This window comes from uncultured Bacteroides sp., assembly GCF_958445495.1.
Classification (GTDB): Bacteria; Bacteroidota; Bacteroidia; order Bacteroidales; family Bacteroidaceae; genus Bacteroides.
This window is the reverse complement of record NZ_CAUCSQ010000013.1, coordinates 1-25519: the sequence shown is the minus strand read 5'-3', so window position 1 is coordinate 25519 and position 25519 is coordinate 1. Positions and strand designations below refer to the sequence as shown.

Annotated in this window: 17 protein-coding genes; 2 read left to right on the top strand and 15 right to left on the bottom strand. The window is 41.6% G+C overall.

The window, feature by feature from the left end; all coding sequences use genetic code 11:
- Positions 1-12 precede the first annotated feature (12 nt).
- From Q5076_RS06390 to Q5076_RS06340, 11 genes are all read right to left on the bottom strand, one after another.
- Positions 13-1242 carry a glycoside hydrolase family 76 protein gene (locus Q5076_RS06390; RefSeq protein ID WP_303011807.1) on the bottom strand — a complete coding sequence of 410 codons (1230 nt, stop codon included), beginning with the start codon at positions 1240-1242 and terminating at the stop codon, positions 13-15.
- Positions 1243-1324: 82 nt separating this feature from the next.
- Positions 1325-2674 (bottom strand): DUF1735 domain-containing protein, encoded by a 1350-nt coding sequence (locus tag Q5076_RS06385; protein WP_303011805.1) that lies wholly within the window; start codon positions 2672-2674, stop codon positions 1325-1327.
- Between the two features lie 21 nt (positions 2675-2695).
- Positions 2696-4639: a RagB/SusD family nutrient uptake outer membrane protein gene (locus Q5076_RS06380; protein WP_303011803.1), complete on the bottom strand. Its 1944-nt coding sequence runs from the start codon at positions 4637-4639 to the stop codon at positions 2696-2698.
- Positions 4640-4657: 18 nt separating this feature from the next.
- The gene (locus tag Q5076_RS06375; RefSeq protein WP_303011801.1) at positions 4658-7828 is read right to left on the bottom strand and encodes a TonB-dependent receptor; all 3171 of its coding nucleotides are present in this window, start codon (positions 7826-7828) and stop codon (positions 4658-4660) included.
- An 18-nt stretch (positions 7829-7846) separates the two neighbouring features.
- Entirely contained in the window at positions 7847-10057 is a 2211-nt protein-coding gene (bglX, locus tag Q5076_RS06370) for a beta-glucosidase BglX (protein WP_303011800.1), read from the bottom strand.
- A gap of 179 nt (positions 10058-10236) precedes the next feature.
- Complete coding sequence (locus tag Q5076_RS06365; protein ID WP_303011799.1) at positions 10237-11856, bottom strand: family 43 glycosylhydrolase; 1620 nt, start codon at positions 11854-11856, stop codon at positions 10237-10239.
- A gap of 413 nt (positions 11857-12269) precedes the next feature.
- On the bottom strand, positions 12270-13469 hold the full coding sequence (locus Q5076_RS06360; RefSeq protein WP_303011798.1) for a glycoside hydrolase family 76 protein: 1200 nt from the start codon (positions 13467-13469) through the stop codon (positions 12270-12272).
- Between the two features lie 393 nt (positions 13470-13862).
- Positions 13863-15782, bottom strand: a complete 1920-nt coding sequence (locus Q5076_RS06355; protein ID WP_303011797.1) for a DEAD/DEAH box helicase — start codon at positions 15780-15782, stop codon at positions 13863-13865.
- A gap of 74 nt (positions 15783-15856) precedes the next feature.
- Entirely contained in the window at positions 15857-16246 is a 390-nt protein-coding gene (locus Q5076_RS06350; RefSeq protein WP_303011795.1) for a tyrosine-protein phosphatase, read from the bottom strand.
- A 163-nt stretch (positions 16247-16409) separates the two neighbouring features.
- Complete coding sequence (locus Q5076_RS06345; RefSeq protein ID WP_303011794.1) at positions 16410-17879, bottom strand: glycoside hydrolase family 125 protein; 1470 nt, start codon at positions 17877-17879, stop codon at positions 16410-16412.
- Positions 17880-17914: 35 nt separating this feature from the next.
- A complete protein-coding gene (locus Q5076_RS06340) occupies positions 17915-19078 on the bottom strand; it encodes a glycoside hydrolase family 76 protein (RefSeq protein ID WP_303011793.1) in 1164 nt (387 codons plus the stop codon).
- A gap of 1021 nt (positions 19079-20099) precedes the next feature.
- Between Q5076_RS06340 and Q5076_RS06335 the strand changes: the two genes are divergently transcribed.
- On the top strand, positions 20100-20246 hold the full coding sequence (locus Q5076_RS06335; protein ID WP_303011792.1) for a hypothetical protein: 147 nt from the start codon (positions 20100-20102) through the stop codon (positions 20244-20246).
- Positions 20247-20271: 25 nt separating this feature from the next.
- Here the strand turns inward: Q5076_RS06335 and Q5076_RS06330 are convergent, their stop codons facing one another.
- The 4 genes from Q5076_RS06330 to Q5076_RS06315 form a co-directional block, all read right to left on the bottom strand.
- A complete protein-coding gene (locus Q5076_RS06330) occupies positions 20272-21876 on the bottom strand; it encodes a DUF6377 domain-containing protein (protein ID WP_303011791.1) in 1605 nt (534 codons plus the stop codon).
- A 152-nt stretch (positions 21877-22028) separates the two neighbouring features.
- Positions 22029-22949: a carbohydrate kinase gene (locus tag Q5076_RS06325; RefSeq protein WP_303011790.1), complete on the bottom strand. Its 921-nt coding sequence runs from the start codon at positions 22947-22949 to the stop codon at positions 22029-22031.
- Positions 22937-23542 (bottom strand): SIS domain-containing protein, encoded by a 606-nt coding sequence (locus Q5076_RS06320; protein WP_303011789.1) that lies wholly within the window; start codon positions 23540-23542, stop codon positions 22937-22939. The genes Q5076_RS06325 and Q5076_RS06320 overlap by 13 nt, the downstream gene beginning before the upstream one ends.
- 6 nt (positions 23543-23548) lie before the next feature.
- Positions 23549-24082, bottom strand: a complete 534-nt coding sequence (locus tag Q5076_RS06315) for a TIGR00730 family Rossman fold protein (RefSeq protein WP_303011788.1) — start codon at positions 24080-24082, stop codon at positions 23549-23551.
- A gap of 105 nt (positions 24083-24187) precedes the next feature.
- On the opposite strand from Q5076_RS06315, the gene Q5076_RS06310 reads away from it, so the two are divergent.
- Positions 24188-25408: a pitrilysin family protein gene (locus tag Q5076_RS06310; protein WP_303011787.1), complete on the top strand. Its 1221-nt coding sequence runs from the start codon at positions 24188-24190 to the stop codon at positions 25406-25408.
- Positions 25409-25519 lie beyond the last annotated feature (111 nt).

Genomic DNA, 25519 nt, shown 5'->3' with positions numbered 1-25519 from the left:
TCATCCTTTATTTTATGGTTTTTCATCCGGGGTTACCTGTGTCATTACTACGGCACTTACCATTTCCATTGCTGTCCACGTTTTTCCTGTTTCCGGTATTAACGGCGTTTGCTTCGCCCATTCATTAAAGGTGATGTTGTTAACTCGTTCACGTGTTTCCCAAGCAGCAATAGCATTCTTATGCATCCATTCATAGTAGGTGATTGGTTTTCTCTCAGAGGTATAGTCTGCTTGGTAATCCCATAAATTATTATCTTTCACGAATAATCCCATACCCCGTGCAAACTCTGATTGCCATGTACCATCGCGATGCCACTTCGACATTATTCCGTTTTCATCTACTTTATCTCTCATTACAAACTGAATGGATTCTTTAGCATGTTGGGCATAGATTTCATTTTTAGTTATACGATATAATGCATTGGCTGCTTCGATAAAGGCTCCTACGTTATAGACGTTATAAGAACGCGGTCTTACTCCGTCTTTGCTGATTTTCTCGTCAACGGCTCCATTCGGTTCACGTAGTGTAGTATATACCCAATTGTAAATGTCTTTTGCTTGATTCAGATATGTTTGGTTTCCAGTCGCTTCATAAAGGTAACAAGCCATAGATATGGCTGGGTTGTTGCTTAATCCTGACTTATCGGCTTTGTCAATACTCCACCAAAGACCACCACCAAGTGCTGTATCATATCCGCGGTTGTAGAGAAATTCCCAGTCCCACTTTGCTTGTTCCAAGAATCGTTCGTTACCTGTGATTTGATAACCTCGTATGAAGGCAAGTCCGGCCCATAGTAAGTCGTCTTGGAAGTCATTCCAGGTCCAGTCCATTATATCGTTGGTTTGGGGATTTTTCTCATGTTGACGGAAGGCATCCAGTAGGTTGGTAAGTAACGGCTTTAAAGATTCATCTTTCCGGCATTCGTAACGGTCTTCGACCATTAGTATAATCAGGGCTTGATTCCAGAAGTAAGCCCAATGGTTGGAAGTCTGGTTTTCTCGATAATAAGTAAGTCCGTCTTTACTATTGTTTTTCTCAAGTAAGAATGCTTTATTATAGTAATAGAATGAGCTATCGGCGATGGATGGTGGAATTTCATCGTCTTCTTCCGGAGTCGGGTCCGGATTTGGGGTGGGATCTGGATTGTCTGTTGGTGGTTCAATCGGTTTGTTATCTTCTCCGCTGCATGAAATCGGTAAAAGCGTAAATAAACAAATAAAAAGTCCTATTAGTTTTTTCATTTTATAAAACGGATTAATTAAAGAAAGGGGATATTACAAAACTAATCTTGTAATCTCCCACTTTCTTTAAATTGGTTATACATTATTTAAGTCCATATGCATATACTTCAGCTAAGGCTGAATTGGTTCCACTATAACTTTCGGTTATTAGAACTTTAAAATAACGTCCTTTTGTAGGGATAATGCCGAATACTTGAGATCCACTTTCTTGCTTCAGGGAGAAACTTCCTACCGTTTCCCAGTGTTCTTTATCTGAACTTATTAGGAATTTGCCTGCTTTTACGTAATTAGATCCTTCTCTCTGTACTAGAGCAAATTGGGTGAATGTGTGTTCTTTTTGAGCATCAATAATTAATTCGTGGGGTAGATCGTGATATTGACCGTTACTCCATATAGAATGCCAGTATGTTTTTAGATCACCATCCAATACTCGGTCGGCAGGTCCGCTATTTTGTCCAAGTTCACCGGTTTCTTCCACTGTATTCGCTTCTGCTGTCCAGCCGGTGCGGTCCAATAATGTTCCCATAATCCGGATAGCCATTGGATATAAGGCATTAGTAGATGATATCTCAAATTGTGAGACGTTATTGATTCGGATAGGTAACATATAATCACCCGGTTCCAGTTGCTCTCCTTTTACTTCAATTGCCAGATTTGTTTCTGTTGTTCCATTAGGGAGTGTCATCGAATTTGCAAATGAATAGGAGTTTTCCGGAAGTTCCTGGAAGATAGTTCCGTTGGCACTATTGTATTGGCTAATGTACTCATTATCTACTACGAATCCACACTCTATATCCCACTTGTTGCTAGTGTCTAGCTTGAATGGGATTTTTTCGGAGATTGTTGAGACGAGCCCGTATGTGTATGCTTTTACATTTACATAGGAATCTTCAAATCCGATAGTAGGTGTGACGACTTCTTTCAGTTGTAAAAATAGTTGATTTTTATTGACGTTAATAGAGTCGTTCTCGCTGTTGATATAGATTGGAAGTACCCATACGGCACTGGGATTACTTTCAATTGCAGTCATGACTTCCCTGGGTTTCAAGAACAAGTTGACTAGTTGGTAGTCGTCTTCTGCGGAGAAATTCAGTTGGGTCTTATCCAGTGAATAGGCATTGGAACCGATTACTTTATAATTGACGCCTTCTAAATCACTATATTGCCGGTCTACTTCTTCTTGGGTCAATACGGTAATGTCGGCCGTAGCATTTAGGGTGGGGTCACTTCCTGCCTTGATAACAGAGAATGAGTAGGTGTTATCTTCGTCTGTATTATATAGGGTTACCTCTTGTTTGCCGCTGATACTTAGGTATAGTATTTTGTGGAATTTCTCCGGTACCTGGTTTTCAAGGTCATATTCCGAACCTTCACAGGCGCCTAAACTAATCAGGCAGCTCGTCAATAATGATAAATATGCAATCTTTTTCATATTTTGTTACTTTAATTGGCATTAATATTCTGGGGCTTGCACTAATTGTGGATTATTGTAAATCTCATCTGATTTGATGGGCCATAGGTACATACGGTTGCTCCATTGGAATTGCTGGTTGACGACAGTACGTTGGTTCAGTTCGTTGAATGTGGGGTTCATTCCCGCACCTTGCACATTCAGCCCTTCCCGTACGCTGGCTCTCAATACTTGAGGTGCAATCATCCAACGGCGTACGTCATAGAAACGGTGTCCTTCTCCCCAGAGTTCGATGAAACGTTCATTACGTACCCAATCCATCATGGACATGTCACCTGTTACATCCGATTCGGTGAGTTCCGGTATGCCGGCGCGTTTACGGATGGGATTCAGGTATTTAATGGCGTTCTTATTGTCTCCTAAGGCTGCATAACACTCGGCCACGTTGAGATAAAGTTCAGCTAGGCGGAAGAGCGGTTTTGCATAATTCTTACGGTTATCTTTACCTGTGACTGAAGAGATGCGGATTTCGGGTGCGGTATATTTCTTACTGAAATATCCTGTAACTGTATAATCTCTGTAAAAGAGGTCATAATTATATCCCTGCTTATTAGCATCCCGCAGATTGATGCGTAAAGGTGAACCGTCGCACATGATTGGTGAGTAGTCGTCACCGTCAAATGATAGGTTGGCATAGAAACGCGGTTCTCGGTTTACGTTCAATTTAATGATTTCTGAGCGGTCATTCAGGTTGGCTGAAGTAAGCCATTCGTTTTTTTGTGGAAACTCCGAGTCTTTTTCGGGTAGTTTCCCGTTTTTCGTATAGTAGTGTTCTGAAGTATAGAGGGTTGGTGAAATAGCGCACCAGCCGTCTATCCAGTTGTTGTTATATTGCAATATGCGTTTGGGCCATGTTGCAAAATTTATCCATTGCCTGTCACCGTTGTCACCTTGCATAAATACTCCCCAAATGATTTCTTTGTTTCCGTCATTTTCGTCGGAATTGATAATACTGCGTAGCATCAATACTCTTTGGGCGAATTCTTGGCCTTCCGGCGTACTTGTATCTACGCCCGGAATATATGGAATGGGGACATCTGCCAGGGTACGGGGGAGGTTATCCATATCTACCAATGAACGTCCGCCTTCATTTTCTGCATATTTCAAGGCGTCTAAATTTGCCTCCAAGGCACGTTCCCATTTTTGTGGGTCATATGTATGGCTGACTAATTCCTTGCCGTATCCGGGAGTTTCATAATTTGTGTTTTTCCAATCGGGATAAGGGAACTTCCCATTCCATAAATCGGATGCCGCGTAGAGAAGTACACGTCCTTTGATAGCTTTGGCGGCTGTAGAGGTGGCACGGCCCCAATCGTCAGCGTTACCTGTCGCCGGCAGGTTGGGGGTGGCTTCATCCAATTTTTTTACGATATAGTCTACGACATAGTCATAATGTGAACGGCCAGGCATGTCTTCCGGCATGGTTGATTGAGGAAGGCGTTGGTCTACGATGGGGATGGGACCGTACATGGCTAGTAGCCGGGAGTGGTAATAGGCTTTGAGGAATTCGGCTTCCGACCTCCAACGTGCTTTGTCCGCCTCTGTTGCGCCACGCGGATTGTTCTCTGCCAGGATATTCAAAAACATGTGGCAATGTCCGTTATAGTTATAATAACCGTCCCAATAACCACCGGCATCTGTAGGAGACCATAAATTCCAGGCTGTTTTTTGATTGTTTCCGTTCCATAAGGGAGGGTCTACGGATTCGTCGGTAGACCATTCGTATGTAGTATAAACGAAAGGAGCACAAGATTCTACTGCAATATAACAGGAGTTGATGAAGTTGACGGCATCTGTAGCATCAACCATTGTATCTTTGGTTTCCGGCTGTTCGGGCGGAACAACATCTAAGTAGTCACATGATGCGAATATGCCTAAAGGCAGAATAGTACGTAATACTATCTTTTTTATAGTATGTTTTTTCATATTGTTAAATATTACATGTTAGAAATTTAATTGTACACCGAAATTGAAAGTGCGTTGCAGCGGGTAGGCATTCCAACTGAGTTCCGGATCCCAGAGTTTGAAAGGACTCCATACCGCCAGATTGTCTCCGCTGAAATAAACACGGCAATGGGGAAATGAGTAACCTACTTCCAGTGTTTTGAAACGGATGAAGTTTCCGTTACGCAACCAGTGGCTGCTTGCTTGTTTGTTATTCTCAATGTCTGTCTTGCTTAATCCCAGCCTGGGAAAAACTGCATCCGGGTTTGGATTGTCTATGGACCAGTGGCTGTCGGCTATCCATTGCATGACGTTATTATTTCTTTCGCCGAATTCTGTCATGGCGTCGTTAATCATGATTTTACGTTGGGCCGAACCGTTGAAAAATACACCGAAGTCAAGTTTCTTATATGTCAGGTTCAGTCCTAAACCGTATTGGATACGTGGCATGGAGCCGAAAGAGGATAGCATCACTTTATCATCGTCACTGATTTTACCGTCACCGTTCACATCACGATATTTGATATCGCCCGGTTTCACTTGGCTACCTAACCCGCTTTGATCCGGACCGTTGTCAATTTCTTCTTGATTCTGGAAATAACCTTCTGCAATATATCCCCATGATATGCTTAGAGGTTGCCCGGTTTTTTTCTTCCATACGGCTTCGTAATTAGGTTCGTCATAATAAACGTATTTATTTCTGTTGTACGTGAAATTGGTACGTAGGTCTACATTTAAGTCTTTGATGATTTCTTTGTGCCAGTTTAAACTGAGTTCTATACCTTTATTGTCTACTTCACCGATATTACTCCAGGGGGTTGTTCCGAAGTAGCCCAATAGGGTAGGCCATGAACCGCGTTTCATAAGTATCTTGTGACGGTGGTCAAAGAAATAATCAAAGGTGATGTTCAGTTGGTTGAATAGTTCCATATCGATACCTATGTCTAGTTTGTTTACACGTTCCCAGCAAGCGCCTTCTACTCCGAATGAACCGAATGAAGGTCCATTCTGATTAAATTCTCCATCGAATCCGGTATGGTAACCTCCGCCTGAAAGACCGATTTGGCTGACGTATAGGTAATGTCCTGCACCATCGTCCATTTGGTCACTTCCTACGATTCCATAAGAACCGCGGAATTTTAAGTAGTTCACATGTTTCTTTATCGGTTCCCAGAACTTTTCTTCACTGATCACCCAACCTAAAGACATGGCAGGAAAGAATTCGAAACGGTCTTCTTTTAACAAACGCTCGCTTCCGTTATAACCGAAATTGAATTCTGCCAAGTATTTGTGCTGGTAATCATAGGTGAAACGGCCAGATAAACCTTGCAGTCTGTTGGGACGTACACTTGAACGATTTTCGCGTTGCATATACATTAACATTCCTGATACGGAATGGCTCCCAAAAGTACGGTTGTAGTCTAAACGGGCATCGAAATAGAATGTACTGTTGGAGCTGTATCCGTTGTCTTTTTCTGTGATATAGTCGTCACCGGAGTCTCCCAGACGTTCCAGTTCGTATGAGTCCGGATTGTCGGGGTCCCATGTACTGTTCATCATGCGGTAATAATAAGGGGCAATGCTGCGGGTGAAATTAGATGAGGACCAGTTCTTGAAATTGACTAATGCTGTAAATTTCAGACCTTTGGTGATGAAGTCTAATCCTTGTTCTATATTCATGACTGTGTTTAGGGTGTTATAGTTCTCTTCCTTGAAGGAACTTAACATTTTGGCGTAAGGATTGGTATATAGTTCCGAACCGGAAAGAATGTCACTACCGAACCGGATATGGGTGTCGTCTGACTGGGCGGGGAAAGTTGCCGGAAAGAGTATCGGAGCTACGTCACGGGCTGCACCGAATAAGTCTGTTGTTGAATAGCCGGGGCCTTTCAATTTACCGATTTGGGCGTTCATTTTTAAGCCTATTTTAGTTGTGGAAGTCAACTTATATGTCAGGTTATTCTGGAAGATGTAATTCCAACGGTCAATGTTGTTGTCGTATGAGTATGTTTTGGGGGTATCTAGCATACCAGTGTCATGATTGGCTTGTATGCTCATATAATAGGTTATTTTAGAACCTCCGCCGGATACATTGATGTTGGCGCGTTCATTCCATGTCTGGTTTTTGAACATAATGTCCTGCCAGTTTACATCGGGATAACGATAGGGATATTTATGGCTGCGGGTCATATCAATATCTTCCTGGGAATAACGGGGCTCTTTGTCACGGGCTATTGCAGCTTCATTGTATATTTCCATCCAAGTGCCTCCGTCTACGTAATCGACGAATTTCATAGGTTTCTGTAAAGATGCTTCTACTGTAACGTTTATCTTGGCACGTTGGTTGACTTCGCCGTCTTTAGTGGTTACCAGCATGACTCCGTTTGCTCCGCGTGCTCCATAAATGGCGGTGGCAGATGCATCTTTTAATATTGAGAAGCTTTCAATGGATTCTGACGGGATACGATCCAGGTCGCCTGAGGAAATTTCTACACCGTCCAATAATATTAAAGGGGTGGATACTCCTCCGAATGTGCCGATACCACGGATATAGAAGGAGGATGTGGAACCCGGTTCACCGCTACTGGCAGTGGAGACAACACCTGCCAGTTTTCCTGCAATGCTGTTTGTTAATGAAGAACTTGGAGATTTTAAAGTTGTTCCTTTGACAGAAGTTATGGCTCCTGTTACGGAGATTTTCTTTTGCGTACCGGCTCCGACAATGACTACTTCACTCAACATCTCATTGTCCGGAACCAGCTTTACATTGATGAAACCCTGGTCGGTGATATAGACACTTTGTTTTTTGTAGCCGATGTAGCTGATTTCCAACGTTCCTCCTTTTTCATTGATGGGAATGGAGAAACGTCCTTCCAAATCGGTAATTACACCGGTTTTTGAGTCTTTGATAACAATGTTGGCACCGACAATAGGAGTACCGTCCGTCTCATCTGTCACGGTTCCTGTAAGAGTCCGTTTTCTGCCGTTCTGTTGAATCTCCAGAAGATTGTTCTGAACTTGGATGTCACGGGTTGTCAGGTTAGTAATTGCCAGTGGTGTCTCTGTGCCCTTTAGTTCGTTGGCAGTTATGACAGACAATGGACAACTTAATAGACAAAGCAGTGAATATTTAAGCCATCCTGCTTTGTTGGATAAACGATCATTTTCCATGCTCTTAGATTTGGATGATTAATAATTATATGTGATTTCTTTTAGTTCTTCGCTATTGCCACCAATCATGAAGGTGAAATCTCCTTTTTCAACTATGAAATTCATTTTGTTGTCATAAAATCCTAATTGTTGGTCTTTTATGTTGAAAGTTACTGTTTTGCTTTCCCCTGCCTTTAATGTTATTTTTTCAAAGCCTTTCAGCTCTTTAATGGGGCGGGTAATTGAAGCGACTTCGTCACGGACGTATAATTGGACGACTTCTTCACCAGTATATTTCCCCGTATTTGTTACAGTTACGTTTACACGTGCGTGTATTTCCTTGTTGTTTCCCGGAAGTAATTCAGGATTTGAATAGGTGAAGGTTGAATATGATAAACCGTATCCGAACGGATAGGCCGGTTCTGTAGGTATATCCTTGTATTTGGAACACCATCCGCCTAAAGCTGTAGGGCGCCCGGTACTCTTGTACTGATAATATAATGGGACTTGCCCGTTATGTTGAGGAAAGGTCATCGGTAATTTGCCGGAAGGGTTATAATCTCCCCATAATACGTTACAGATAGCATTGCCGGCTTCACTTCCCAACCACCATGTGCATAGGATGGCAGGGGCTTCCCGACGTACTTCGTTAAAAATTACAGGACGGCCGCACATCATCAGTACGATGACCGGTTTTCCGGTTTTTATAAGTTCGCTGACTAACTTTTGTTGTTCTGCAGGAATGGAAATGTCTCCTTTGGAAGATAACTCGCCGGTTTCTCCTGCCCGTTCTCCCATAGCTACAATAACGACATCTGATTGACGGGCTGCCAGCAATGTCTGCTCTAAGTTGACGATTTGATTTCTTTCTAAATCGTAACCATCACAATAGTTAATTGTACATCCGCGGTTTTTCATTGCTTCATATATGGTTACCACCTTATTTTCATCGGCACCAGACCAACCGCCGCGCATATCGTTTTTGGATTTGGCTAATGCGCCTATTAAGGCTATTTTTCGGGTTTCTTCGGATAGAGGCAGTAAATTCCTTTCATTCTTTAATAAAACAATAGAACGTTCTGCCATGCGGCGGGCTGCATCCCGTATGGAAGGGGAGTTGAGTGTTTGCCGGGCTCTTTCCGGATTACAATATTTGTAAGGATCATCAAACAGTCCTAGTTCATATTTCTTTTCTAATATGCGTCGTACAGCGTCATCTAATGTGCTTTCTTTTACTTTCTTTTCTTTAATGAGTTCTTTCAAATATTTTAGGTAACAAGTACTTACCATTTCCATATCCATACCGGCATTAATGGCTTTTGCAGCCGCATCTTTCTCATTTTCGGCATACCGGTGGTTGATTATTTCACGTACGGAATTCATGTCTGATACTACAAATCCTTTAAATCTCCATTGTTCTTTCAGTAATTTACGTAGCAAAAAGTTGTTGCATGAAGACGGAATGTTATTGAAGTCATTGAAGGCAGCCATTACGGTAGCCGCACCTGCTTCTACCGCTGCTTTGTAGGGTGGCATATAGAAATTGGCGAAATGACTGATGGACATATCTACGTTATTGTATTCTTTACCGGCTATTGGTGCTCCGTAAGCGGCAAAATGTTTCACGCAGGCCATAATAGTGTTGGTTGCGGACAAGTCGTCTCCTTGAAGTCCTCGTACTCGGGCTTGGGCTACTAATGCGCCGTAGAATGGGTCTTCACCGGCCCCTTCCATCACTCGTCCCCAACGGGCATCCCAACTTATGTCTACCATTGGGGCGAAAGTCCAGTTGATACCTTCGGAAGCTGCTTCTGTTGCTGAGCAATGTGATGCTTCTTCAATGGTTTTGAGGTCGAAACTTGCAGCTTCCGCCAGGGGAATGGGAAAACCTGTATGATAACCATGAAGGACATCTAATCCGAAAATTAAAGGAATTCCCAATCTTGATTTCATGGCGGCTTTTTGGAATTTACGTATTTCTTCTATGCCTTGAATGTTCAACATTGATCCTAAGTATCCTTGTGATATTTGTTCGATGCGGGGAATTTTTTCTTTATTAGGACCTGTAATATCTCCACCGCCGGAGCATTGATATAATTGTCCAATCTTCTCATCGAGTGTCATTTTTTTCATTAGATTGGAAATAAAGCTGTTTCTTTTCCTAAGATTTTCATTATTTTGAGCGGCTGAGGGCACAATTTGTGAGGATAGTAATATATAAATACATATCCAATGTGTTATCTTTTTCATAATACTTATTTTAATGTGTTATTGGTTTCTTGTGAGCAAAGATATGTTGTGTGTTTAGTATATGATATCTGAATTTATGACATAAGTGTATGTATTGACTTTCACGGCATAAATCAGGATAATGATGTCACAAAATCATATTTCCTGATTGGTTTAATTTTGTAGGAGATTCTTTTGTTTTACTTTATTTCAATAGGGCTACTGCATTCGCCTTTACCTGATTCGTTAAATGCTTCAATTGTTGCATAATAAGTCATGTCGCGGTCGAAAAAACCGAACTCGGCTTGGTTGTCATACACCATTACGGCATTGTCTATGTGGTTAGGAGAAGTTCCCCAACGAATGACATATCCTTCGACGGATGGTTGTTTTTTCCATGTAAAGGTTATTCTTCTTCTGTCTTTATTGCGTTCACCGATGAATCCGGATACTTGTTTGGGGGCTTTTCCTTTTGCTTTCCCGAATAAACGCATGTCGGCTATGGAGAAACAACCCACTGCAAAATCTTTTGTATTTTTTACTCGTACGAATCTAGTTTTTACTTTTTTATCTAACGTAATTAGCTCGTATATTTGGTCTTTAGTGTTTTCAGAACGATTTGCCAGGGGATACCAGTCTATTCCATTCAAAGAACCTTCTACTATGTATTGGTAAACCGGTATGGTTTTATCATGCCTGTATGTTTTGAAGCCTTCATCGGAAAAGCTGATTTGCAAGGCTGAGAGTTCCATTGGTTTACCCAAATCCATCTGTAGCCATTCACCCTTCTTTCCGGATGCTGCTGACCACCATGTCCTGATATCTTCATCTGTCGCCATTTTTGCCTGGTGGGTATCTAATGAAGAGGAGGCTTTTACCTGTTTGTTATAAGAAAGTAGATTCATTCCTGCTGAAATATCATGTTGGCTGAAATCGACCTTTTCATTTGGGAGAATGAATGGGAAATCCATGTATTCGGTGATGGCATGTGCATAACCGTCTTTATAAAAAGCGGGAAAGATGCCGACACGACGTTCATAATGTTCTTTAGATGCAACAACGATTGTGGCTACATACCAGTCGTTCCCATAGCGATCTTTAAATGGATGTCCGTGACCTGCACCTTTGATAAATCCTCCGGGTTTTATGGCAAAAGGAGCGCCGGGCATACAAGTATAAGGGCCTAACGGTTTTTGGGAAACATATATGCCAGTACAGTAGTTCGTAAACTCTGTACCGGGTGTGGCGTACATCAAGTAGTAAAAATCTCCTTCTCGGGTAATACAAGGGGCTTCATTCCATCCTTTTTTATCGTGTTGTTCATTTTTATTTCCAAACACTTCCCAACCTAAGCGTTCAGATGAATGAGGTATTAAATCAACTTCCGCCCCTATCTTTTTAAAACCGTTTTCCGGGTCTACTTCAACTCCTTTGATAGGGGCCCAGTCTGAGCATCCGTGATAGAGATATACTCGTCCGTCGTTATCTTGGAAGAAAGCGGGGTCACCGAGTCCCTGCAATTCGAATTTTACTTCTTCCCATTGGTCGGCTTCAGGATTTGTACTTTTATAGATACGTTCTTCGCCCATACCTAGGTAATATAATGCATCCTTATAGACTAATAAGGCGGGTGCCCATGCTTCTACAGCTTTTAATGTTTTGGTCGCTACATACGTCCAATCTTTTAGATTCGGAGAATGCCAATATCCTGAAGAATGGGAGGCAAACAAGTAATAACGGTCTTTAAATAGAACGATGACAGGGTCGGCAGTCTCGCGGCGGCAGATACCGTCCGTTTGAAAACGATAACTTAAATTCAAGGGGTTTGACATTACTATTCTCTCGTGCGGTTGAGCCTGTATTTCTGATGCTATTAGCATAAATAAAAAGATAAGTTTTTTCATTGGTATTTCAGTATATATTTGGTTTTAAAGATTGCTCGATGGTTTTATTTTCGTTTATTAGTCTCAATATTAACTCATTGAAGAGAATATTTATCCGTGCATTGGTTTGCACGGATAAAATCGGCAGGCTTCTTTATATGGAAAGATTTAATATGTAACTCGTTCCGGTGTATGTTTAAGATATTGGTGACATCCATGAAATGTGATTGTCCGAGCCGTTATCTTACATTAGAGGTGTTATCGTGCCTTTGCAACTATTGGTTCTATTGTGTAGACAGATATTTTTTCTTTTTCATATTTTCTTATATCGGTATATTGTTGAAAATTTATTATTTGATAGCGGCGAGACGGGCATACATTTCCACCATGGCAGCTTGTGTCAACAACCATTTTCTGTTGTCTTGTGAATTTCCGGTAAAATCTGTATTGAATAGGCCCTTTTTGTCTCTTGCATGTTCCCAAGCATAGTTAAGGCTTTTGGTGAAAGAATCCAGATAGGTCTTATCATGGTCTATTTGGTAAAGTTCGATGAAACCTCTTAGCATAACAGCCGTGAACCACACATCTCCTTTTTTTATCATTTTGAATGTATCTGCATGGTCCGGAGTATAATTTGTGAAAAAGTAATTATGACATCCTTTGGCAATGTTTTGAGCATCTGTGAGATATTCTTTTTTCCCGGTAAGTTGATAAAGTAGGGAAGCGGATTGCATCATTTGTCCACTATTATAGGCAAATTTGGCCTTACCTATTTTCCCGTCCAGGGCGATGTTGTCGAAATACAGATAATCAGTAGAGTCTTGTAGTTGGGTTTTAGTCCAGTTGTATAATTGTTCTCCTTTTTCCAGATAATATTTGTTTTGTGTGGCTTGAAAAAGTTTCAGGGCGAAAACAGAACCGGGTGCATTTGAACAGGTATTTTTAGTTGCTCTCTTTTGTTCACACCAATAAACTCCTCCGCCCAGTTTATTATCAATGCCGCTTTCTATAAATTTCCAGATAAGTTCCGCTTTCTGTAGATAATTGGAGGCCTTCGTCATCAGATATGCGTCAGTAAAGTCAATGCCTAACCAAATATTGTCGTCATAGAAACGGTCGGATTGCGGTGCGGTGTTGATATATGAAGCATAAGCTTCGGGGGTTCTTCGTGTATCGAAATATTCTTCTAATCCTACCAGTACTTTTTTATTCAAGAGTGATTGGTACAATGTATCCTGTGTTGCTTTAAGTAAAGCGTTTACAGCAGAAAACGTACCGGAATAGGGCCATAGATAAGAATATTGATTAGGCATATTTTTTTGCTCCTCGGAAGCGAGATAGGTTGCTGTATATTCAGCTATGTTGGAGGGGTAATTCTCGCGTAATAATTGTGTGCCGGGAACAGAATAATTGGAGTATAAGGAGTCTAGTGTTTGTTTAGCTCGTACTATGGCAGGCTCATTATCTACTACAACTTGTTTTGAGGTGTCACAACTTACGGTTGTCAATATACACGTAAGAAAACTGAAAAGCATTTGTTTTGAACTCATGGCGTTAATTTAAAATTATAAACTATATTGTATGTTCATTATCTGTTTAGAACAGGTAGTACTATTGTTTAGAACTACCTGTTTTTGTTTCCTGTTTAAAATCTTTCTACTGTTATTACCTATGAAATTTTAGTTAAGGATGAGTGAATTACGTTTCATGTGTGCAAAGTTATGTGTGGAACTGAGAAAGGACATATAATTTCATGACATTAGTGTATGGCGATTGGAGTGTGGCATAAATAAGGATAAATATGTCATAAAAACGTATGTTTAAAAGTTCTCCCCCTTACCACATGTAAATGCAGTAAGGGGGAGAACTTTGGACAGGTCTTTTTTTCTATATTGAAATTATCTTTCTAAAAAACTGTTACTTGCCTGGCACAAAAATGTTTTTTACTTCTTTGGTTTTCTGCGAGCCCATCCTTCTTCACTGAAGTCCGGCTCCTGGTCTTTGAAGAATGCTTGCCAATCATCTTTTTTCTTTGGACCGCGGGCATCGGAGTATCCTCTTTCCGCACGGCTCGGTTTTTCTTTCTTGGCTCCTTTTGAACTTTTTGCTGAGGAGCTTTTGGGGTTCCTGTCTTTACTTTCGTATGGGGGACGTTCCCCGCTTTTGCCAGACTGTTTACTCCTTTTATGCTCACTTGGACCGTTCTCACGTCCTTTCCCGTTTTCTTCACTGGATATTTCTACTACGACTTTACGTCCGTTCCATTGGGTACGGGATAATGCCTTTATTACATTTCTGGTTTCTTTTTCCGGCACTTCGAAGAAAGAAAAGTTCTGCATGAGGTCAATACGTCCCAGTTCGATACGTCCTTTTGTATTGTTGTTTAGCAATCCGATAAGTTCATTGGGAAAGAAGTTGTCCGTTTTTCCCAGGTTGATAAACAAGCGATTAAATCCAGGAGCTGCTTTCCGGCTTCTTTTTTCGAAGCTGCCGTCTTTACGGTCCCCCCGTCCAGTCCGTTCGCCACGGCTGTCGGTCGGTTGCTCTATTTCTGCCCGGTTACGGTAATATTCGGCAAAACGATTGAATTCATGGGAAACCATCCGCTTAATCAAGTCTTCTTTGCTTAACCATTCCAGTTTGCGGTAAATGTCCGGCATGAATTCGGCAATTTCCTCTTCATTTACTTTTACTTTCTCAAGCTCGTCAATCACTTTCAGTAATTGCTTCTGGCAAATGTCTGTTGATGTCGGTATCTCTCCGGGAATGAACTTTTTGCCTATGATGCGTTCTATCTCACGCATTTTCCCTTTCTCACGCAGGTTGATAATAGCGATTGACGTTCCAGTCTTTCCGGCACGTCCCGTACGTCCGCTGCGGTGTGTGTAACTTTCCGTGTCGTCTGGTAGCCCGTAGTTGATGACATGGGTCAGGTCGTCTACATCCAGACCGCGGGCGGCCACATCGGTAGCAACAAGCAATTGGAGGTTGCGGATACGGAATTTTTGCATGACGATATCACGTTGTGCTTGCGACAATTCGCCGTGCAATGAATCTGCATTATATCCTTCCTGCATCAGCTTGTCTGCAATTTCCTGCGTTTCTTTACGGGTACGGCAGAAAATAATGCCATAGATTTGCGGATAATAGTCTACAATGCGTTTTAGCGCTTCATACTTATCTTTGGCATGTACGGTGTAGACCACATGTTTTACGTTACTGGTCCCTTCGTTTTTACGGCCGATAGTGATTTCTCTTGCATTGCGCAGATAATTCTTTGAAATACGCGAGATTTCCGGGCTCATTGTTGCGGAAAACAACAGTGTGTTGCGTTCCTGGGGAACATCGGCAAGAATGGCATTGATGCTGTCCGTAAATCCCATGTTCAGCATTTCGTCCGCTTCATCCATCACTACATTGCGGATGGTAGACAACGAAACGGTTTTACGTTCCATCAAATCCAGCAAACGTCCGGGGGTAGCCACGATGATGTGTACGCCGCGTTTCAGACTGCGTATCTGGCTGTCAATGGAGGAACCGCCATATACAGGCAGTACTTTCAATCCGTCGATGTATTTGGAATAGTCGTTCAAATCTCCGGCTATCTGTAAGCAAAGCTCTCGGGTGGGGCAGAGGATAAGCGATTGCGGGATTCTGTTTTTTACATTGACCTGCTGGAGTAGAGGCAAACCGAATGCGGCTGTTTTGCCCGTTCCTGTCTGCGCTAGAGCTACCACGTCATTGTTTTCTCCTAAAAGGTACGGAATCACTTCCTCTTGTACCGGCATGGGATTCTCGTATCCCATTTCTTCAATTGCTCTACGTATCTCCGGAGAAACGCCAAGCTCTTCAAATGTCTTCATTAAATATCTGTATATCTTTTATTTCGGCTGCAAAGATAGAGAATAATTACGAATTACTAGTTACGATTTGCGATTTATTCAAGTAGGATGCCACGTAACAGTTCAATTTCTTCTGCAGAAAGTCCGATTCCTTTTTTCAGATAGGTCTGTACACTCCCGTATTCAGCCTCGATTAGTTCTTTAGCAGCGTTCGGGAAGTCTTCTTTTGCAGAGTGGATGGTTGTAGTGGCTTCTTGCGAATTGACCGATAGCTTATATGCATATTTAGAATCTTCCGGAATAGCTTCGGAAGAAGTAGAGGTGTATATCTTTACCTGCCCTTTTAATATCGGTGCTGTTTCCCATCTGATAATACGGTTTCCTACGTTATTTTCTTCACCTGCCACAGATGTGGCAGGTGATGTGCCAGAACATGACGGGGACACTAATAAAACAGTAAGCCGGCTTAACCGGTCTCTATACATAGTTTCTTTGTCTTGAATCGTGTACTGCAAAGATAAGAATTACCCGAAGATGTGGTAATTCCTTGGCTGTAATTAACCAAAGTCAATAGTGACTTACGTGTTAAAAAAAGGCGCTTCTTCGTTATAGAAGAGCGCCCTGAATGAGAAATAATCTAAGTTTGCTTTATTGAATATTGTTCAGTAAATCTATTTTTCCTTCGTTGACCAACTTTAAAATGAGCTCGCCAAATAAGGTGTTCTGCCATGCAAACCAGGCGCGTGTGAAGTTTTTAGGGTCATCCTTATGGAAAGATTCGTGCATGAATCCTGTTCCTGCATCCGTATCCATCAGCATTTTTATGCAAGACTTGATTTCCTGGTCGTCCTGACTGGTGAATGCCTTCATCATGATACTCATAGGCCATATCATATCATAACCGATGTGAGGTCCTCCAATACCTTCTCCTGCCTTTCCTTTGAAGAAGTAGGGGTTGTCTTTGCTCCATACAAAACGACGTGTGTTTTGATAAATAGGATCGTTAACGTCTACATCCCCCAGATAAGGCATTGCCAGCAGGCTTGGTACGTTGGCATCGTCCATTAAGAGATGATTTCCGAATCCGTCTACTTCAAAAGCATAGATTGTACCATATTTAGGATGATTGTAAGTTGCATATTTTTTTAATGCGGTTTCTACTTCTTGTGCCAAATCTGTACACTGTTTCGCCAGACTGGTGTTTTTGTTTACGACATTCAGAATTTCCGCAGCTTTCTTTAGAGAAGAAACAGCGAAGAAATTAGACGGTACGAGGAACTGTAAAGTGGTCGCATCGTCAGACGGACGGAAGGCTGAAACAATGAGTCCGACAGGATTTACAGGAGCGCCCAGACCGTTATTGTTTAATGTGTCGAGTGCGCGTTCCGTCTTACGCTGGAATTTGTAGGGACCCACTCCCTCTTTGCGCTGTTGTTCCTTGAAAGTTGCCAGTATGTTGGTGATGGCCTGTATCCATTCATCATCAAAGATGCTTGCATCACCGGTTTCTTTCCAATATTGATAGGCCAGACGTAATGGATAACATAAAGAATCTATTTCCCATTTACGTTCGTGCAGTTCCGGTTTCATATCGGTCAGGTCGGACATCCAGTCTCCTCCCACAGCCCCGTCATTGAAAGCATTGGCGTATGGATCGATATTTATACATTTAAACTGTCTGCGTATCACTCCTTCGAGCATTTTCTTCAATTCCGGGTCTTTATTCGTTAATTGTATATAAGGCCAAACCTGTGCTCCGGAGTCACGCAACCACATGGCATGAATATCTCCTGTGTAGACGAAAGTATCAGGCTTACCGTCTGTTGTACGGTAATGGACTGTTGTCTCAAGGGTATTTGGAAAACAATTCTCGAACATCCATGCCAACTTTTGATTAGTAAGTAGCTTTTTCACCCTGATGATTTCCGCTTCCACGGCTTTTGATGTAAAAAGCCGTTTGTTTACGGGTGGACGATTACTCTTATAAGCGGCAATTTCGGCTGCTTGATTGACCACATTGGTATGATCCTTGGCCAGGATAAGTTCTGTAGCTTTGGCAGGACCTCCCATTAATAGGGTGGTCGTGATGATACATATTCCGATATTTCTGTTCTTCATATCTCTATTGTTTTTAAGAGGATTATTAAAAGTGATTATTGCCAATCGATTCCGCCTAATCTTCCATACATTTCTATGAAAGCAGCTTGTGTCAGGAGCCATTTTTTCTCGTTTTTATCCGTGCCGCTCCAATCTGTCTGGAACAGGCCCCGTTCATCTCTGGCATGATGCCATGCGTAATCAAGACTTTTCTGGAAATCGGTTAGATAAGTCTTGTTATGGTCTATCTGATAAAGTTCAATAAAGCCTCTGAGCATAACGGCTGTGAACCAGATATTTCCTCTCTTCAGTAATTGGAATGTTTGTCCGTCTGGGGAGGTGAACTGAGTGAAGAAGTGCTTGTGACACGCTTCTGCTATATTTTGTGCATCTTCCAGATAACTTTTCTGTTTGGTAATTTGATAGAGTAGGGCGGCTGCCTGCATCATTTGTCCGCTGTTATAGGCAAATTTGGCACGACCGATTTTTTTGTTGAGTGAGATGTTGTCAAAGTATAGATGATCTTTTGGGTCTTCCAGGTTCTTTTTAGTCCATTCGTATAACTCTTTTCCTTCTTTTAAATAGGCATCGTCTTGAGTCGCCTGAAATAGCTTGAGAGCGAATACGGCTCCCGGCGCATTAGAACAAGTATTTTTAGATTCCTTCTTTTGTTCGCACCAGTAGATTCCTCCGCCAAGTACGTCATCTTTACCACTAAGGATAAACTTCCATATTAGTTTAGCTTTCTCCAGATAAGCTTGTTTTCCTGTCATACGATAAGAATCGGTAAAATCGATACCTAACCAGACGTTGTCATCATAAAAACGATCGGAGAGAGGTTGACTGCTGATATAAGATGAGTAAGCGAATGGTTTCCTTCGTGTGTCGAAATACTCTTCTAATCCGGGCAGTACTTTGTTTTCCAGAAGTTTTTTATACTTCTTGTTTCCAGTGCTCTCCAGCAATGCATTTACCGCAGAGAACGTGCCCGAATACGGCCAAAGGTAGGAATATTCATTGCGTCTTTTTGCCTGTTCTTCTGATGCCAGATAAGTTGCCTTATTGTCTTGGTCGAAAGGATAATTCTCACGTAGCAGACAAGTGTTGGGCGCTGCATAGTTTTGGTAAAGAGCATCCAGGGTCTGTTGAGCTCTTTCTACGTTGGGGTTGGCATTTGATAGAGTTAATGCACAAATAATGTTCACTAATAAGTAATGCATGGTTTTATTCTTTTATAAATGATTATTGCATAAGGATATTTATTTGTTTCCATTGTAATATTCTGGCAGATGTGTATTTCATGAATGATGTAGTTTTATCGTTTTGATTTCACAAAAGTAAGTTTTTTGTGTAACGTTTGGAATGATATCGTAGTAATTTGTAAAAGCCTTGATTTTTAATTTGTTTATAATCAGGTATATAACGGCGGAGGTTTATTGATAATTGTAGAAAAACAGCATTGATATACTTGCTTTCCTTTCATGAAAATTTACTTATCGGTTGAGAGATGAGGGGATTGGAGGTAAACTTTCAATAGGGGTAAACACGATTTCTTTTAGTGGATTTCTTCATCGCTCCGATGTGCTGTTTTTAAGATTGACCGGAGAAAGAACTGTTTCAGAATTGATGAACGAGAAACCAAACTGAATATATTTATGCAATAATATGCAGAAAGTAGGCTGGTATTGCATAAGATGAGCGATAATATGTATCTTTTCCTGTCGAACAAGAAGATGTTGGTTTAAAACCAACGGGGTGTTCCTCGGTGAGAAAGGCCTTCTTCCTCACCGGGGAACTTGCCCTTGTCCGGTGAGGAACGTATAAAGGGCTTATTCATATCGTTTTTTTCTCTAGTTCATCAGTAAATATGGAAAGAGAGGATTGGTGAAATAGATATGTTTTCTGCAGAAAGTGAGTTAAATAGTAAACAGTAAAAAGGAATTTGTGGAAATTTAAAGGATAAATGGCTGAAATGATAGAATGAGGGAACTTTGTGTTTGTAAATACCGGCGTTTTTCTGCTCTTCGTCAATGGGGGAGGCAATATATTGCCTCCCCCATTGATAAAATATTCCTTTTTTAAGAAAGGCTTTTTTTTCTTCCCGAAGAAGGAGAATGGAAATACCGTTATCTTTTACACTTCCAACTTTTTCTATCTTGCCTAATCAGACTATTTTTATATTTATGACGTAATGGTTTCCGGCATATCTGTTGCCTCAAATTCTGTCGATAAGGCGAATCCTTGAAGGTGGTCGGGCATGAGATAGACGGTACCAAGTTACTTTATACCCGAATGGCGGCTGCCGGTGATTTCTGTGATTCCACCAAACCGGATTGGGGCTATCCGACGAAACTGGAATGGGAGCAGGTTGTCAAAGTCAATCCTTGATGAAGAGAAGCGTGTACCGAGGATTTTATTGTCCGATGCGTGCTACTCTTTCCTCAAAATCATTACGGTCACCGTTGGCCTTATTACGCATCTTCGAACGGTAATTATAAATAGTTGACATCGAATATTGCAGGAAACGGGCAATCTTCACGCTGTCTGTGATACCCAAACGGATGAGTGCGAAAATTCTTAGTTCCGGAGTCAGTAATTTCCCCACTCCCGGAGTGATTGCATTTTCGGGTAGAAGGAGGGCGTTAAAGTCTTCTACGAAGTTTGGGAATAAATTAAGAATGGTCTTGTCGAAGTTATGATAGAATTCGGCAAGGTCTTCTTCCGTATTAAGTGAAGAGTTGAGGAAAGAAACTACTTTCTTGATATCTTCCCCTTTGGCTATTTTAAGGGCTCTTTTCTTGAAATTATCTATTTGGGTAATATAATTGGTATATTGTTCCATATACAGCCCTACGTATTCCTCCTTTATCTTACTGCTATCGGCCAATATGGAATTCATATCCTTTATCTCTTTCAAATGAAAAGAAAGACTCTCATTTACTTGTTCTACTTTTTTCTTCTGTTTTTTCAATTGGAGGAACAATAGGAATAATAAGATACAGACAAGACATAGTAAAGTGAGTAAACTGACTATAATGATAAATTTATGCCTTTCTTTTTCTTGAAATGCCTTATCTATGAAAAGATACATATCTGAGGCTTCGATGGTGTTAATTCTCGCATTGCATAAGATAGCGTCTTCCATTGCATTTTTCATATATTTAGATGCCCGGTCTATGTCCCCACTCTCAAAAATCAGCTTGGCTAATATTTTTAAAGAGAGATTTTCCCTGGCTCCATTTAATACATCAGAAATGGCGGATATTGCGAAATATTTAATTGTATTCTCACGGTCATTTTTACCTTGATAGGCAGATGCCAGAGAATATGCTATGATTCCGGCATTTCTTGAATAGGGTACATAACTTTGATAAGTGCTGTCCAGTATATGAATCGCATCATCATACTTTTTATGGAAAAGAAGAGTCGGTGCGGTCATAAAAGCTCGTACATTCGACAGGATTTCTTTGCACTGGAGCAGCGAATCGCGATAGATTTGCGCTATCAGATCATTTTCTTGTGAATCGTCCTCGTTGGAGGCGAAAGCTTTCTGGTGATTGTAGATTGTGACTTGTCCGAGAAGATATTCGGCTTTGAGCCTAGGAGATAGTTGCTCTTGTTGCATCGAATTGGTAATCGCCAGTGCTTCTTTGAAAAAGCCCATCGAAGATAATATTCTTGAATAATCCAGTTTGGCTTCAATTAAAAGTTCTTTGTCATTGCTTTCTTGAGCGAACCTGTTCATGTGAATGGCATAGGCTAAGGCGGAATCTTTTTGGAAAGATGAATATTCAAAACAAAGAGACTGCGCTATCCCGACTTTCTTTCGAATATCCCTGGATTGCCTTAATCGTATTTTCAGGCTGTCTATCTGTCTTTGCTTCTGTTGGGTATAACTGGCTTTGTTTTGCAGAGATTTATCTAATACTTTTAATAATGTTTTCACTTCATCGTTTGCTTTTGCAGGTAAACTGATGAAGATAAAGATTATCAATAGAGGTAAAATAAATCTTTTCATATCTTAAGTAAGATTGCTTATTGAATATGGTTGTTTGCAAAGATAAGGAAATCCATATTAAGTTAAGGTTGACGGGTTAACTTAATATGGATTTTGTGAGAATAGGGATTTCGCTGGACGAACTGCTTATATCCAAATCCTTATTTGTAATATCACTTGTATTTTTGTGCAAATTCCACCGAAACCGAATTGCTGAAACTGCGGCAGACCTCGGCTGCAAAGTCTTTTCCGCATTGAATGACTTTATCCCAGTTTGTCTCGTCCAGATTATTTAAATCGCGATACCTGACATCGTATTTAAGTAATCCGTAGATTAGTCCTGCATTGAAGTTGTCGCCTGCTCCGATGGTGCTGGTTGCTTCCAACGGCTCTACCGGATATTCTTTGCTGATTTGGTTCGTGCGGAGCGCTATTTGGCCTCTTCCTGCCGTACAGATAAAACGGGGACAATAGAATTTGATTTTGTCTTTGTATATCTTGTCTACGTCCTGGATGCCGTACATATATAGGAAGTCTTCCTGTGAGCCGCGTACAATATCTGCATATTCCAGATTCTCGATGATTATCGGGGCGAGTTTCATCGCTTCGTCTTTATGTGAGGAACGAAAATTGGGGTCATAATAGATGATGGCTTTTTTTTCGCGTGCCAAGTCGAGAAGTTCTGTTATTTTCTCCCGTAATACCGGATTCAAAGCGTAGTATGAGCCTATCATGACGATATCGTCTTCTTCCAGTTTCGGAAACAGGACGTCCAGACGTTGTTTGGGGTAATCTTTATAAAAGATATATTCGGCGTCGCTTTTCTCGTCAAGGAAAGCAAGTGATACCGGCGATTTTCCATCGGGAAATACGTTGATGTGGTCGGTCGGGATATTATTCTCACGCATGAATTGCAAAATGATGCTACCTACGCGGTCATTACCTGTCTCGCTGATGAAGCCGACGTTTACCCCCATCCGCCCCAAGGATACGATACCGTTGAATACGGAGCCACCCGGTACGGCTGCGGAAGGCTGGTCACCTCGAAAAATAATGTCGAGGATGGTTTCTCCGATTCCGATTACTTTTCGCATAGTGATCTTGATTTTTCACCCAGATAACCGCCGTGATGGCGTTTTGAGTATTCTTCGATAGTAAATCCGGTCTGTTTCATGGTCTGTACTACCAGGATATCTCCGATAACAGTCATTACGGTAGTTGATGTGGTGGGAGTCATGCCCAACACACAGACTTCCGCCGGTTTGCCGGTGCTCAGGCAGACATCGGATTCATGTGCCAGCGGGCTGTCCGGATTTCCTGTGATAACAATAAATTTCAGTTCCGGGTCCAGATTATGGGCCAGTCGGGTCAACTCGACAATTTCCCTGGTTTTACCGGAGTTGGAAATGAGTAACAGCAAATCATTCTTTTGCAGGATTCCCAAATCTCCGTGTTGCGCTTCACTGGGATGCAAGAAAACGGACGGAATGCCGGTGGAACAGAAAGTCGTAGCGATATTCATGGCGATTTGTCCGGCTTTTCCCATACCGGAGGTTACCAGTTTCCCTTTTTTCTGGTGTACTTGTTCTACAATCAGACTTACGGCTTTTTCATAGGCATCCGTTACGGGGATGTTGAGTACGGCTTGTGCTTCCTGTTGCAATAGTTGTTTGATGGAGTCTGTCATATATGATTAGTTTATTTTTTCTTTTAGTTCATCCAATGTATCGGCTATTTCGTAGTAAGTAGAGAAAGGCTGTCTGGCAAAACCTTTATCTTCCAGAGTCCGGAGTGTTTCCAATAATCCGTCGTAAAAACCGTATTCGTTATAGAAAATGACTTTTTTATGATGGTATCCGATGGAGGCGGCTGCTATTACATGGAAAATTTCGTCAAGCGTACCTATGCCACCGGGCAACGCCACCAGTATATCCGATTTTTCCGTCATGATGTCTTTACGGTCACTTAAGTTACGGGTATGGATTATTTCATCCAGCGAGGTACTTGCTTTGCCGTTTTCTTCCAGTTTAGCCGGTACGATTCCTATGACTCTCCCCCCGTTTTCTTTTACGGCATGTGCTACACATTCCATAAGTCCTAGGCTGGCTCCTCCATATATCAGGGTTTTGCCTGTCTGCCCCAGCCATGTTCCTATTCGGCGGGCACTTTCGAAGTACATTTTGTCAATGTTTTCGGAGGCAGAACAGAATATTCCTATCTTTTCCATATACGTTGTAACTGTTATACCCTACAAATATCTGCAATTTTCTATAAACAGCAATAAGTTTTATTGTATTTTTGCGGCATTAATTCAATAAGGAAGTAGAAAACAATGCATTGTAACGAATATACATTATCAAATGGTTTGCGTATAATCCATGAGCCGACTCTTTCAAAGGTAGCTTATTGCGGGTTTGCGATTGATGCCGGCACACGTGACGAAAAGGAGAATGAGCAGGGAATGGCGCATTTTGTGGAACATTTGATTTTTAAAGGAACAGAAAAGCGGAAGGCTTGGCATATCCTCAACCGGATGGAGAATGTCGGCGGAGATTTAAATGCTTATACCAATAAGGAAGAGACTGTTGTCTATTCCGCTTTTCTGAGGGAGCACTTAGAACGTGCGCTCGAACTTTTGGGGGATATTGTATTTCATTCTACTTTTCCGCAACACGAAATTGAGAAGGAGACGGAAGTGATTATCGACGAAATTCAATCTTATGAGGACAATCCTTCCGAACTGATTTTCGATGATTTTGAAGATATGATATTCCGCAATCATCCGTTGGGAAGAAACATCTTGGGTAAGCCGGAGCTCCTTCGGGGTTTTCGTACGGAGGACGTCCTTTCATTTACCCGTCGGTTTTACCAGCCGGAGAATATGGTCTTCTTTGTCCAAGGGCAATATGATTTCAAAAAGGTTGTCCGTTTGGCGGAGAAGTATCTGTCGGATGTTCCGGCTGTGAAGGTGGAGGGACACCGTACTCCACCGCCTCTTTATGTCCCCGAACATCTGATTGTCATTAAGGATACGCATCAGGCGCATATAATGATTGGCAGTCGCGGGTATAATGCATACGACGACAAACGCACCGCACTTTATCTGTTGAATAATATACTTGGGGGACCTGGGATGAACAGCAAATTGAATGTCGCCCTTCGTGAGCGCAGAGGATTGGTTTATAATGTCGAATCCAATTTGACTTCTTACACGGACACGGGTGCCTTCTGTATCTATTTCGGAACGGATACTGAAGATATGGATACCTGTTTGAGGCTGACTTACAAGGAACTGAAACGAATGCGGGATGTGAAGATGTCTTCTTCGCAGTTAGCGGCAGCTAAGAAACAATTAATCGGACAAATTGGAGTGGCATCTGATAATTTTGAGAATAATGCATTGGGAATGGCGAAAACGTTTCTACATTATCATAAATATGAATCATCCGAGCTTGTCTTTAAACGTATAGAAGCACTGACTGCAGAGCAACTGTTGGAGGTTGCCAATGAGATGTTTGCAGAGGAATACTTATCTACGTTGATTTACAAATAATTGATTGACAGGTTTGCTTTCATTGCCGGAATTCGTATTTTTGTAGCAGATACGTGTGTGATAACAATCTAATAGTAGAAATTGTATGTTGGTGACGGGCAGAAAACTCCC

Bases quoted from the DNA above. Each gene is read 5' to 3' on its own strand.
- Q5076_RS06340 (WP_303011793.1), bottom strand. From the start codon at position 19,078: ATGCATTACTTATTAGTGAACATTATTTGTGCATTAACTCTATCAAAT.
- Q5076_RS06310 (WP_303011787.1), top strand. From the start codon at position 24,188: ATGCATTGTAACGAATATACATTATCAAATGGTTTGCGTATAATCCAT.
- Q5076_RS06385 (WP_303011805.1), bottom strand. From the start codon at position 2,674: ATGAAAAAGATTGCATATTTATCATTATTGACGAGCTGCCTGATTAGT.
- Q5076_RS06390 (WP_303011807.1), bottom strand. From the start codon at position 1,242: ATGAAAAAACTAATAGGACTTTTTATTTGTTTATTTACGCTTTTACCG.
- Q5076_RS06325 (WP_303011790.1), bottom strand. From the start codon at position 22,949: ATGCGAAAAGTAATCGGAATCGGAGAAACCATCCTCGACATTATTTTT.
- Q5076_RS06330 (WP_303011791.1), bottom strand. From the start codon at position 21,876: ATGAAAAGATTTATTTTACCTCTATTGATAATCTTTATCTTCATCAGT.
- Q5076_RS06355 (WP_303011797.1), bottom strand. From the start codon at position 15,782: ATGAAGACATTTGAAGAGCTTGGCGTTTCTCCGGAGATACGTAGAGCA.
- bglX (WP_303011800.1), bottom strand. From the start codon at position 10,057: ATGAAAAAGATAACACATTGGATATGTATTTATATATTACTATCCTCA.
- Q5076_RS06315 (WP_303011788.1), bottom strand. From the start codon at position 24,082: ATGGAAAAGATAGGAATATTCTGTTCTGCCTCCGAAAACATTGACAAA.
- Q5076_RS06360 (WP_303011798.1), bottom strand. From the start codon at position 13,469: ATGAGTTCAAAACAAATGCTTTTCAGTTTTCTTACGTGTATATTGACA.
- Q5076_RS06345 (WP_303011794.1), bottom strand. From the start codon at position 17,879: ATGAAGAACAGAAATATCGGAATATGTATCATCACGACCACCCTATTA.
- Q5076_RS06380 (WP_303011803.1), bottom strand. From the start codon at position 4,639: ATGAAAAAACATACTATAAAAAAGATAGTATTACGTACTATTCTGCCT.
- Q5076_RS06320 (WP_303011789.1), bottom strand. From the start codon at position 23,542: ATGACAGACTCCATCAAACAACTATTGCAACAGGAAGCACAAGCCGTA.
- Q5076_RS06350 (WP_303011795.1), bottom strand. From the start codon at position 16,246: ATGTATAGAGACCGGTTAAGCCGGCTTACTGTTTTATTAGTGTCCCCG.
- Q5076_RS06375 (WP_303011801.1), bottom strand. From the start codon at position 7,828: ATGGAAAATGATCGTTTATCCAACAAAGCAGGATGGCTTAAATATTCA.